The organism is Micromonospora sp. CNB394, assembly GCF_000374985.1.
GTDB lineage: Bacteria > Actinomycetota > Actinomycetes > Mycobacteriales > Micromonosporaceae > Micromonospora > Micromonospora marina.
Genome location: NZ_KB895830.1, coordinates 13,478 through 26,414, shown reverse-complemented (window position 1 = coordinate 26,414; position 12,937 = coordinate 13,478). Strand labels below are relative to the sequence as shown.

5 protein-coding genes are annotated in these 12,937 nt (G+C 68.3%); 3 read left to right on the top strand and 2 right to left on the bottom strand.

Annotated features, from left to right (window positions below; all coding sequences use genetic code 11):
* Positions 1-19: 19 nt before the first annotated feature.
* Both C569_RS30030 and C569_RS30025 read right to left on the bottom strand, forming a co-directional pair.
* On the bottom strand, positions 20-5,068 hold the full coding sequence (locus tag C569_RS30030) for a non-ribosomal peptide synthetase (RefSeq protein WP_051090471.1): 5,049 nt from the start codon (positions 5,066-5,068) through the stop codon (positions 20-22).
* Complete coding sequence (locus tag C569_RS30025; protein WP_155945520.1) at positions 5,055-9,302, bottom strand: non-ribosomal peptide synthetase; 4,248 nt, start codon at positions 9,300-9,302, stop codon at positions 5,055-5,057. Before C569_RS30025 ends, C569_RS30030 begins: the two co-directional genes overlap by 14 nt.
* Positions 9,303-9,974: 672 nt before the next feature.
* On the opposite strand from C569_RS30025, the gene C569_RS0110025 reads away from it, so the two are divergent.
* The 3 genes from C569_RS0110025 (at position 9,975) to C569_RS0110015 (ending at position 12,908) form a co-directional block, all read left to right on the top strand.
* Positions 9,975-11,492, top strand: coding sequence for a condensation domain-containing protein (locus C569_RS0110025; protein WP_081635930.1), 1,518 nt, complete (start codon positions 9,975-9,977; stop codon positions 11,490-11,492).
* Positions 11,493-11,593: 101 nt separating this feature from the next.
* Complete coding sequence (locus tag C569_RS0110020; protein ID WP_026267930.1) at positions 11,594-11,809, top strand: MbtH family protein; 216 nt, start codon at positions 11,594-11,596, stop codon at positions 11,807-11,809.
* 184 nt (positions 11,810-11,993) lie between these two features.
* A complete protein-coding gene (locus C569_RS0110015) occupies positions 11,994-12,908 on the top strand; it encodes a hypothetical protein (protein ID WP_155945519.1) in 915 nt (304 codons plus the stop codon).
* Positions 12,909-12,937: the final 29 nt, after the last annotated feature.

Genomic DNA, 12,937 nt, shown 5'->3' with positions numbered 1-12,937 from the left:
CCTTCCTGGTGACGCGGTGCTACTGGTGGCCGCCGGTACCGGCGACAGGTCGCATCCGGCGCAGGGCCGGGCGGGACGAGGGTCCGGCTGTCAACCGTTGCGCCACGCCCAGCACCGTGGGCGCGTCGAACAGATCGCCGATGCCTAGATCGCATCCGAGTTCGGCGCGGATCCTGCTGATCAAACGGGTCGCCAGCAGGGAGTGCCCGCCGAGTTCGAAGAAGTTGTCGTCGGTACCCACGTGGGCGACACCGAGCACGTCGGCAAAGAGGCGGCAGAGCACCTCCTCGCGGGCGTCCCGGGGAGCCTGGCCCCGTACCGCCGCCAGGTAGTCCGGTGCGGGCAGCGCCGCCCGGTCCACCTTGCCGTTCGGCGTCAACGGGATGGAGTCGAGTACCACCACCACGGAAGGGACCATGTACTGCGGCAGCGTCCTGGCGCTCGCTCGCCGCAGCTCGATCGGATCCGGATCGCTGCCGGGGTGCGCGACCACGTACGCGACAAGTCGTTTGTCCCCGGTCCGGTCCTCGCGGGCCAGCACCATCGCGCGGGCCACCTCGGGCAGCCCGGCCAGCACGGCCTCGATTTCCCCCAGCTCTATCCGGAGTCCCCGGATTTTGACCTGGAAGTCGATACGTCCGAGGAATTCGATCGCCCCGTCCGGACGCCAGCGCGCCAGGTCCCCGGTGCGGTACATCCGGGTCCCCTCGGCACCGTACGGATTCGCCACGAACCGCTGCGCGGTGAGCCCTGGCCGGTTCAGGTAGCCCCGGGCGACCTGCTCACCGGCGATGTACAGCTCGCCGACCACACCGGCCGGGACCGGCTGCAGGGACGCGTCGAGAATGTAGGTTCGGCAGTTCCAGATCGGCGGCCCGATCGGGGGCGAGACGTCGCCCGTCGATAGGTCGTCTGGGACGGTCCAGCCGGTGACGACGTGTGTCTCGGTGGGACCGTAGTAGTTGTGCAGCCGTCGGCCCGGCCGCGCCGCGCAGAAGGTGCGCAGCGGCTGGCGAAGGATCAGCGCCTCACCGGCCTGCGCGACATCGACGAGGTCCGTTAGCTCGATCCCCAGCGCCAGCGCGGTCGTGATGATCTCTTCGACCACGGAGGTGGGCGCGAACAGTTCGTTCACCGCGTACCGGTCGAGCCAGCGCACGAGTTCCTCGGTGTCTCTGCGCACGTCGTCCCTTGGTATGGCGAGCGTCTTGCCGGAGGTCAACACGGAGAAGATCTCCTGTGCCGCCGCGTCGAAGCTGAGCGAGGCGAACTGTGCCGTGGTCAACCCGGGCCGGTAGGGCATGATCTCCGCGTGCCAGGCGAGGAGGTTCACCAACGCTTCGGAGGGGAATACGACTCCCTTGGGGCGGCCGGTGGAACCCGAGGTGTAGATGATGTAGACCGGATGGGTCTGCTGCAGCGGTGCGGTACGGTCCGCGTCGGTGAACTCGGCGTCGGACCACCCGGCCAGTTCCTCCGCCACCTGGGTGGTGTCAAGGAGAATCCGGGGCGCTTCGCGTGGTATCCGCGCGGCCATCGCCTGAGTGGTCAGCACGCAGGCGGGAGCGCTGTCGCGCAGCATGTACTCGATCCGCTCTGCCGGGTAGTCGGGGTCGAGCGGCAGGTATGCGGCACCGCACTTGACCACACCCAGCAGCGCGACGACCAGGTCCACCGACCTCGGCACCGCCAACGCCACCGTCTGCTCCGGTCCGCAGCCACGCGCCGCGAGAAGGCGCGCCATCCGGTTCGACCGCGCGTCCAGGTCGGCGTAGGTGACAGACTCGTCCTCGTACCGCAGCGCCACCGCGTCCGGGGTCCGGGCTGCCTGGTCTCGTAAGAGTTCGGGCAACCGATCACGGGTCACCGCCCGAGCGGTGTCGTTCCACCCGAACAGCACTCGGTGGCGTTCAGCGCCCGGCATCAGATCCAGGGAACCGATCGGTCGATCAGGGTCGGTCACGGCGGCCCGTAGCAGCTCCACGAAGTACCCGGTCAGCCGTTCGACGGTGGTGTGATTGAACAGGTCGATGGAGTACTCGACAAGCACGTCGATCCCCTGCACGGCGCGCGTGGGGGTGTGCCGCTCGGTGATGCTGAACGATAGGTCGAACTTCGCGACGTCGGGCCCGGACTCGTCTACGGTGACCGCGAGATCGTCAAGCCCGAATGCCGGTGTCTCGTTGTTCTGCGCGACCAGCAACACCTGGAAAAGCGGGTGACGTGCGAGTAATCGGGCCGGATTCAGCGCCTCCACCAGGGATTCGAACGGCAGGTCCTGGTGTGCGAAGGCGGCAAGGTCGACCTCGCGCACCCTGTTCAGCAGTTCCCGGAACGACGGGTTGCCGGAGGTGTCGGTACGCAGCACGAGCGTGTTGACGAAGAAGCCGACCAGGTTGTCCAAGGCCCTGTCTGCGCGGCCGGCGACGGGGCTGCCGATCGGGATGTCGGTACCCGCGCCAAGCCTGGTCAGCAGGGCGGAGAGTGCAGATTGGATCACCATGAAGACGGTCGTGCCGGTGCGGTGCGCCAGGCGTACCAGGTCCCGGTGCAGGGTGGCGTCGAGCCTGATGGACACGCGCCCGCCGCGGTACGAGGCCCGGGTCGGGCGGGGACGGTCGTAGGGCAGCGCCAGTTCCTCGGGTATGCCGGCCAGCGCCGCCCTCCAGAAGGCTAGCTCCCGGGCGTAGACGCTGCCCGGCTCGTTCGGGTCGCCGAGCAGGTCCCGCTGCCAGAGGCTAAAGTCCGCGTACTGCACCGGGAGTGGTGGCCAGGTCGGCGCCCGCCCGGCACGGCGTGCGGCGTACGCCTCGAGGAGGTCCCTGGCCAGCGGTGCCATCGACCAGCCGTCTGCCGCGATGTGATGTGCTACCAGCACCAGGAGGTGTTCGTCGGGCGCCACCGTGACGAGGAGCGCCCGAAGGGGTGCCTCGGTGCTCAGGTCGAACCCGTCACTGATGAACCTATCGCGTACCGCCTGCGCCTGTTCCCGGTCGGTGACGGTCACGACGGCCGGCACGATAACGGCGGCGCTGGACAGAACCTGCTGCCAGGGCTCTCCGTCGCCGCAGTCCGGGAAGACCGTACGCAGGGCCTCGTGCCGCGTCACCAGGTCACTCAGCGCCGCCCAGAGCGCACCGGGCTCGATCCGTCCGCGCAGCCGCAGCGTCAGCGGCATGTTGTACGTCGCGCTTCGGCCCTCCAACCGATGGAGGAACCACAGGCGGCGCTGGGCGAAGGAGAGCGGGACGCGGTCCGGCCTCGGTGCTGGCGCCGGCACCGGACGGGCAACCGCCGGACGAGTGAGTCTTCGGGCCACCGCCCGGGGGGTCGCGCCGTCGAAGAACTCTCGGATGCCCAGGTCGAGGCCCAACTCGGAGCGGACTCGGCTGATCAGCCGGTTCGCCAGCAGCGAGTGCCCGCCCAACTCGAAGAAGTCGTCCGAGGCTCCGACCGTCGCGACGCCCAGCGTCTCGGCGAAGAGCCGACAGAGCCGCGTCTCCCGTTCGTCCCGTGCCGTCTCGCCGCCGGACGCGACGCGGTAATCGGGGGGCGGTAGGGCCGCCCGGTCCACCTTGCCGTTCGGTGTCAGCGGGAGCCGGTCGAGCACCTGGACGGCGGAGGGGACCATGTAGTCGGGTAGTTCCATGGCGAGTCGTCGGCGTAGCGCCAGCGGGTCAGGGGCCGTTCCCGGGTTGGCCAGCACGTAGAGCACCAACCGGCGATCCTGCCGGCGTTCCTCCCAGACGGCGGCCACCGCCTGAGCGACCCCCGACAGCGCGAGGGCAGCTGCCTCGACCTCCCCCAGCTCGATTCGGAACCCCCGGATCTTCACCTGCCGGTCCGCACGGCCGACGAACTCAAGCTCGCCGTCGGTCCGCCACCGCACCAGATCCCCGGTGCGGTACATGCGGGACGCCGGAGGACCGAACGGGTCGGCCACGAACCGCAGGGCGGTCAATCCGGAGCGGTGCAGGTACCCCCGGGCGACGCCCGAACCGGCGAGGTACAGCTCGCCGGTCACCCCGGGCCCGACGGGGCGCAGCTTCTGGTTCAGCACGTATGCTCTGGTCTCGCGGATGGGCGTGCCGATAGGCGGCGCGGTGATGTCGGCAGGGCCGATCGTTCTGGCGGTGGACCACACGGTCGTCTCGGTCGGCCCGTAGACGTTGATCACCTCAGCGGCGCCCTCGTGCAGCAGCCCGGCGAGGCGGCTCGGTAGCGCCTCGCCGCCCACCAGCACGCGCAGCCCCGACAGCCGTACCCGCGTCCCGTCCAGCAACGCCTGCCACAGCGCCGGCGTAGCCTGCATGACGGTGATGTCACCCTGCTCGATGACGGCTGCGATTCGGGCCGGGTCGCGCTGTTGTTCTGCGGTGGCCAGCACGAGTTGCGCGCCGCTCAGCAGCGGAGCGAAGATCTCCAGTCCCGAGATATCGAACCCGATGGTGGTGACGGATAGCCACCGGTCGGCCGGTGCCAGGGCCAGCCGCTCCTGGAACGCCGCCAGCAGATTGCCAAAGTTCGCCAGGGTCACCACCACGCCCTTGGGCGTTCCGGTGGAACCCGAGGTGTACAGCACGTACGCCGGGTGCTCCGGGTGCCGGTCCGGTACGGGAACCTGGTCTTGGGGCGCGCCACCGGCCGGCGTCGACACGTCGATGGTATCGACCGCCAGCACGGGTACGCCGGTGTCGAGCAGGTTGAGCACGTCGGTGTCGGAGTGGATGACCAGGAGCACCGGTCGCGCCTCCCTGAGGATGTGCGCGTTCCGCCCGGCGGGGTGGGCGGGGTCCAGCGGGAGGTACGCGGCGCCGGTCTTGGCGACGGCTAGCAGCGTCACCACCAGCTCCAGCGACCGGGGCACCGCGAGTGCGACCAACCGCTCCGGGCCGGCGCCACGTTCGACGAGCAGCCGGGCGAGCCGGTTCGCCCTGGTGTCCAGCCCCGCGTAGGTGAGCACGTCGCCACCGCACTCGACCGCGGTGGCGGTTGGTGTCCGGCCCGCCTGCCGCTCGAACAGTTCGACCGGGGTGCGGGTGCCCGACGCGCTGTCAACGGTCGTCATCGTTCCAGCCGTGGGTGGCCACGTGGACTGGTCGGGCGTCCCGAGCGGCCCGGCGGGAGCGGGCAGGACACGTCCTCGTTGAGGACCACGTGGAACCGGGCGTGGCGTGGTCGGACGAGTCGATCATTTTAGCTCCCCTGACGTCGGTCTGATGTGAGTGCTGGGGGTCCGCAGGATGTCGGCCAGCAGCGAGCCGGTGGCCGGGGCGGCGGTGGTGAACATTTCGTGGTGGTGGCTGTCGACCGGATAGACGTGCACTCGGCCGGTGACGTAGTCCCGCCAGGCCTCGGCGGGCGATCCGGTCGAGCTTCCGCGAGCAGCGGGGATCAACGTCAGGTCGCCGTGATAGACGCCGAGTTGGGCGCGGTGTAGCAGCCGCAGGTTGTTCATCCCGACCCGCAGTGCCGCCCGGATCCGCCACTGCGGCGCTCCGGCCAGCGGCGGGAACCCCTGCCGTATCTCCTCGACGAGGTCTGCGCCGAGTGCCTGCAGTTCCTCCGGCCGGACGTCCCGGCCCGCTGGCCGGCCGAGCATGTTGCCCAGAGCAGCCTGGAGCAGGTCCTCCGCAGGGGGGGGCGGCTCGCGCGGCGGTGGGCGGATCGGGGTGGCTGTCGAAGACGACCAGCCGCGCCACCTCGCGTCCCGCCTGTTGCAGCCGGGTCGCCATGACGTGTGCCATGATCCCGCCGAAGGACCAGCCGAGCAGGTTGTATGGTCCCTCGGGCCACACCTTCAGGACATGTTCGAGGTAGTCCTCAGCCATCTGGTCGGTCGAGGTCGGCAACTGCGGCGTGGCGGTGGGCTTGGCCTCCTCCCCGAAGCCATACGCCTGTAGCGCGTACACCGGCCGGTCCTTGTCGAGGTGCCCCAGCATCCGGTAGTAACACCAGCTCAGCCCGGAACCGGGGGGCACGAAGAAGAGGGGAACGCCGCCACCCGTGCTACGCAGCGGCAGCATCCTGCCGTAGGCGTCCATTGGTTCGCCCTGGGACAGTTCGTAGGCGAGCGAGCGCACGGTCGGTCGGCGGAACAGGTTCTGCACCCCGATGTCGATGCCGAGGTCCTGACAGACGCGCCGGACCAGGCGTACCGCCAGCATGGAGTGTCCGCCGAAAGTGAAGAAGTCGTCGTCGACGCCGACCCTGGGCAGGTCGAGGACCTCCTCGAACAGCCGGGCGAGCGCTGCTTCCAGGGGCGTACCGGGATGGGCGGCAGTGGTCGTGGGGAGTGACGGCACGGGTAGCGCGGCGACGTCGAGCTTGCCGTTGGGAGTGAGCGGGAAGCTCTCCACGACGGTGACGGTGGCCGGCACCATGTACTCGGGCAACCGTTCGACGAGCAGTCGCCGCAGCCGGGCCGGGTCGAAACGGCCGCCCGCCGGGTGTTGGGCCGGGGTGACGTACGCGGCGAGCGTCGGCTCGCCCGGCCCGCTCTCGCGCACCAGGACGTGCGCGGCGGCCACATGTTCGTCGCCGACCAGCACGCTCTCGATCTCACCGAGTTCCAGCCGCTGTCCGCGGAGCTTGACCTGACGGTCCGAGCGCCCCAGATAGCCGAGTACGCCGCCGGGCAGCCAGCGGACGACGTCGCCGGTGCGGTACATGCGCTCCCCCGCCGCGCCGTACGGATTGGCGACGAAACTGGCGGCGGTGAGCGCCGGACGTCCCAGGTAGCCCTGCGCGAGTTGGACGCCGGCCAGGTAGAGCTCGCCCGGGACACCGACGGGGCTTGGGCGCAAGCTGTCGTCCAGCACGAAGACCCGGGTGTTGTCGACGGGTCGCCCGATCGGAACCGGTCCGCGCTCGCCGGGTCGGCAGGTGTGGGCGGTGACGTCGATCGCCGCCTCCGTGGGGCCGTACAGGTTCTCCAGCGACGTATTGGGCAGGACTCGGTGGAATTCGTCGGCTGTCTCCCTCGTCAGGGCCTCCCCGCTGCAGAAGACCCGCCGCAGGCCGGTGCAGGTGGCAGCCGCTGGCTCGGCGAGGAGCAGCCGCAGCATGGACGGCACGAAGTGCGCAATGGTCACACTCTGCTCGCGCACTCTGTGGGCGATTCGGGCCGGATCGAGGTGCTCAGCCGGTCCGGCCAGCACCAGCGTGGCCCCGACCTGCAGCGGCCAGAAGAACTCCCAGACCGAGACATCGAATCCGGACGGGGTCTTCTGCAGGACCCGGTCATCCCCGGTCAGCGGGTACATCGCCTGCATCCAGCGCAGCCGGTTGGCGATCGCGCCGTGCGAGACGAGCACCCCTTTGGGCCGGCCGGTCGATCCGGACGTGTAGAGCAGGTAGGCGGGGTGGTCCGGAGTGAGATCTCGCGACGGGTCGTCGTCCGGGAGCTCGGCCAGGGACTCTTCAAAGACGGGGTCGCTGACCGCCACCATCGTTGACGGATCGAGCCTGAGCAGTTCCCGGGCGGCTGAGTCGGCCAACACGCGCGTCGGCCGGGCTTCTCTCACGACGTACGCGAGCCGGTCGGCCGGGTGCGCGGAGTCCAGCGGCAGGAAGGCCGCGCCCGCCTTGAGGACCGCCAGCAGGGATACGACAAGGGCGGGCGAACGTTCGACCGCCACCGCCACTATGTCGCCTGGTCGGACACCGACCCGGGTGAGGTGGTGCGCCAGCCGGTTCGCACGCGCGTTCAGCTCGCGGTACCCGATTGCCATCCCGTCGCTTATCAGGGCCGTACGCCGCGGTGTACGGGTCGCTTGTCGGCTGAACTCCGCGTGCAGTGTCGTCTCCGGCAGGCGTCGCTCGGTGGCGTTCCACTCGGCCAGGATCTGCCGTCGTTCGTGCAGGCCGAGCAGATCGATCTGCCGGATCGGGATGCCCGGCGTGTCGGCGACCTCGTCGAGCAACCGGGTGAGTCGGGTGACGAATGCCTCGGCGCTGGTCTCGTCGAACAGGTCCGTGGCGTACTCCAGCGAGCCCACCAGGCCGGCGGGCGTCGCGTCGGCGTCGTAGGTGTCCCGGAGCTGGAAGGTCAGGTCGACCTTGGCCGCCGGGTTTTCCACCTCCCACGCCACCGCGCAGACCGGACCGAAGTCCGGGGCGACCGCGGCGACGTTCTCGAGCACGAGCAGCACCTGAAACAGTGGGTGGTGCGCCAATGTGCGCGGTGGGTTGAGCGCCTGAACCAGACAGTCGAAGGGGAGGTCCTGATGGGCGTACGCCCCGAGGTCCATGTCCCGTACCCGCCGCAGGACCTGCACGAAGTCCGGGTCACCGGACACGTCCGTGCGTAGTACCAAGGTGTTCACGAAGAAGCCGACAAGGTCTTCGAGCCCTTCCTCGGTACGGCCGGCGACGACGGTACCGATCGGGATGTCGGTTCCGGCGCCGAGGCGGGAGAGGAGTACCACCAGCCCGGCCTGTATCACCATGAAGAGCGTGCAGTCGTGCGCCCGCGCCAACGCGAGGAGCCGCTGGTGCCGGTCCCGGCTCCAACGGATCGGAACCGCTGCGCCCCGCCGACTCGCCACTGCCGGTCGTGGCCGGTCGGTCGGCAGCGGCAGCGGCTCCGGAAGGCCGTTGAGCGCCTGGACCCACCAGGCCACCTCCCGGCTGTACCGGCTGTCCGGGTCGTCGATGTCGCCCAGCAACTCACGTTGCCATAACGCGTAGTCGGCGTACTGGACTGGAAGCTCGGGCCAGTCTGGTGCGGTGCGGTGTTCGGCACGTGCCCGGTAGGCGGCTGACAGGTCACGCAGCAGCGGTGCCATAGACCAGCCGTCTGCCCCGATGTGGTGCAGGACCAGCAGCAGGATCGCCTGTTCAGTTTCGAGGAGGAACAGCGTCGCCCGCAGCGGTGGTTGGCGTCCGAGGTCGAACGGCTCGAGCACGGCCCGGCGTATAGCCGGCTCGGTCTCGCCAGCCCTGGCGTCAGTCACCAGCAGCTGCGGTCGCGCTTGCTCCGGCGCGAGAACATGCTGGACCGGCTCGCTGTCGACCTCGGGGAAGACGCTGCGCAGCGACTCGTGCCGCGTTGTGACGTCGGCGAGCGCCACCTGCAGCGCGGGTATGTCCAGTGGGCCGGTCAGGCGCAGCGCCACCGGCAGGTGGTACGTGGCGTCGGCACCCTGCAGACGATCGAGGAACCACAATCGTTGTTGGGCGTAGGAAAGTGGGAGCACCATCGTCCTCTCGCTGGCCGGCCGCGGCGTTCTAGTCACGTCTCGGGCATGACGACAGCCAGCCAAGTGTAGGAAATGTCTGCGGATGGGTGCGAATACCAAGCGGTCCGAAGATTGCGATGGTGGCGATGGCTTGAGGGTGGACGCGACGCCACCAGACGGAACCCCTTAACACGGTTCCTTGTGGAGACAATCAACCAGACAAGTGGAGGTGTACACCGGGTTGAGGTGAAACACCGAGACGTCATCTCTCAGACGATCGATGACTCCACTCACTCCGTTTCTCGAATCGCTGCGCCTGGAACGTTCCGAATCGGCATACACTCACCCACGACGGCTGGCAACTAGGCGGCAACCGAGTAGCGCCAGCTCTGGCTGGCAGTTTCAGCGCACGACGGCGACGAACAGCCGAAGACCGCGCACGATCAGCCAGGTCCTAGGACGGAGAAGGCGCAGCGCTCGCTTCGTCGTCGGGCGCGACCGGATGCCACCGGATACCGGCTTCTAGCGTGTCGCGTTTTGCCTCTGACGTCAACAGGCATCCTGATCCCCCGTTAGGTCCTGATGCGTGGCATGACAGGAAGTTTCAAAATGATCGCATCAACCCCCGCCGATGTCAAGGGATGCGGATTGCCTGTCGGGCCGACCAGATGCAAGCCCTGACTCCATACGGACGATGTGTTCTTGACTGCATCGCGAGCGACCGTCTAGCCTCACGTCAGGTTGAAAGATCTGCCTTTTCTGGCTGCCCGCCCGTGACCCCACTGCAATGGCATGGCCCGCTACATCGCTCCTGCCGCCTGTGCTAGATGTCAAAGCCGCACGACCGCGAGGAAGGCCCGTGACTTACGTCGATTGGTCGAGACCTTTGGCCAAGGCACGCCCCACGGATGTCCGCGCCACCGTCGAGGAGGACTGGCCGGCGCCAGCCAGAGGTGCGGCATGACCGAGCCACCCACCGACCTACGCATCCGGCCGGTGTCGGCACCGCTGGCGTTCGGTCAGGTCTCTGTGCAGCGGATCAACGAGACGTACCCGCTCGATCGGTGGTCGGAGACGTACCTGGCCTATCCGGTCGCCCTGCCAGCACAGGTCACGTTCGATCGCGTCCGCGCAGCATTGACCGGTATCGCGAACCGGCACGAGGCGCTGCGAACCCGGTTCGTCGACGACGGTCACGGGCGACGTCAACTGGTCGACCCGCACCCGGTCGTGAACCTCGTTGTGACGGACCGGTCCGGTTACACGGAATCCGAGGCGCTGGCCCTGACCGTCTCGACCGGCCGCCAACGGTTTTCCTGGGAGACCGAGTTCAGCTGGCGGGTCCTGCTCCTATGTGACGCCGGCCGGCCCACCTATCTCGGACTGGTGATCGACCACGTCGTGTCTGACGGGTGGGGCCTGCTGCGGCTCGTCGCCGAGTTGCGGGCGGACCTCGGCGTCGACGACCCTGCCGGACGGAGGTGGATCGCGACGCCAGCCCCGCAGCCATCCGAGATCGCCCTGCTACAGCGTTCAGACAGGTGGCGGGCACGGCGTGACGGAGTGGCGCGATACTGGCGTAACCTGCTCACGACCCTGCCGGCAGACGCCTTTCCGATCCCGGTCGCACCCGGTAGGGACGACGAGGGCAGGATCGAGGCGGAGCTGCGCTCGTCGGCCGCCCGCGCCGCGCTCGCGGTGGTGGCGCAACGCAACAAGGTTTCCCAGCAGACCGTGATGCTCGCGCTCACGGCCCTGGCCGTGCATCAGGTTGTCGGGACCGACCCGGTGGTGCTCACGTTGCAGGCCAGCAACCGCCACGGGCCCTGGCAGGACGTGGTGACCTCGATGAACCAGTACTCCCCGCTGGTCGTACCGATACCCGCCCCCGACCGGCCGTTCGCCGACTTCGTCCGGGACGTCCACACGAAGGGGATCATCGCCTACCGGCACGGTTGCTACGACGTGGACGCCATCTGGGATCTGGTGGCGCAGGAACGTGGCGCTCCACCGAGCTTTGACCACTTCTTCAACTACCTGGGCGACGACGTCAACGCGAAAGAACTCGCCGAGTGGGACGACCCCGGTGAGCGTGTGGTGTGGAACCGGCCGAGGCGTCAGATCGGTCCCCGGTTCGACATCAAGGTTCGCAACGGGAACGAGCTGTCCGTGGTGGTGAGAGCGGATCCAACGCTTCTCGGCAGACCTGCACTGGAGGAGCTGATGTGGTGGTTTGCACGAACGCTGCGGCGGCTCGCCGAGGATTCCCCGGCCAACGTCGGACACGCGCTTGTCGAGTCCGGACAGTGACGGTTGGGAGACCGAAGACGAGTGGCTTACGCCAGGTGTCCGCGTATCGAGGCGCCCGTGTCGTCCGGTACGGGCGCGCGGGTCAAGGAGCAGGTGTGACGATGACGAACCCGTTCGAGGACGAGACCGGCCGTTACCTGGTGCTGGTGAACGACGAGGGACAGTATTCGTTGTGGCCGGCGTTCGCACAGGTTCCGGCGGGCTGGGCGAGGGTCCACGGCGAGAGCGATCGGGCGGACTGCCTCGCCTTTGTGGAGCGGAACTGGACCGACATGCGGCCAGCGAGCCTGCGCCGAGCTATGGCCGACCAAACCTGACCCGGTTTGACGGTCGTCCTGGGTCGGAGGGGCGGTGGGCTCCTCGGAGGGATGTTCGTCGAAAGGGTGGTCCTCACCCGACAAGCCCGCATCAGGTCGTGATCACGATGCCCGACTGGAGTGCTACGCCGCCTGCGGTATGCAGTGCCCACTCACGGCCTCGGTGGGGAATAGGGTGCCAGGCATGAGGCCGATCGGTATGTCGTTCGGGGTGGGGCTGGTGAGCGGCCCGGCCATCGTTCCCTTCGCCGCTGCCGCCGTCGCGTCGTTGCGACAGCACAATCCGCACGTCCCGGTCACGGTCTATATCGACGAGGCAAGCCCGGGGTTGCAGCGCCTCGCGCCGGTACTGGGATTGCACCTGGAGCGGGTCGTCACCGACACGGAGAACGTGTGGGCGCCGTCGCCGGCAGAGCGAGAGTCGGTGTCGGCCCAACTACTGAAAATCAAGTCCTTTGTCCGTACGAGTCATGATCCGTATCTCTATCTGGACCAGGACAGCCTGGTGCTCGGTGACATCGGTGACGTCCAACCTGAGCTTGATCACCAGCTGGGTGGTCAGGCCGATGTATTCATGGTCCCGTACCGGCCGGAGCCGACGGTGTGGGCGAGCAGGCACCGCTATTTCGACGATCCAGAAATCGACAAGGAGGTCGCCATCCGCCTCCTGAACGAGACATACGCGCTCTCCCTGCCCGTTTCGGTCATGGGTGAGCTCAGGCGCTGGGACAGTGACGTGGTCTACGGGTCAGGCTCCGCGCTGCGGCTGCTCGGGAACCGGTGGCTGGAGCTGCATCGTCGTATGCTCGGCGCACTCACGCGACCCTCGGTGTTTACCCAGGACGAACTCAGCCTCTCGATTGCGTTGTGGGAACTACGCGACCTGATCCGGGTCGGGGAACTACCCGACCGTTGGAACTTCAAAGCTGGTCGCGTGCTCGGCCTCGGGCCGGACACGCCTGAGGTCCAGCCGTCGGCTTTCGCCGGCGCGCGGATTCTGCGACTGGCCGGAAACAGACTTGACGCCTGGGCCGTGCGGCAGGTGCGTGCGGCGCTTCACGGGTTGGACATCGAAGGGCCGTTCATCAAGATCACATAGGCCGGCCGTCGAGGTTCTGTTCGATGCGG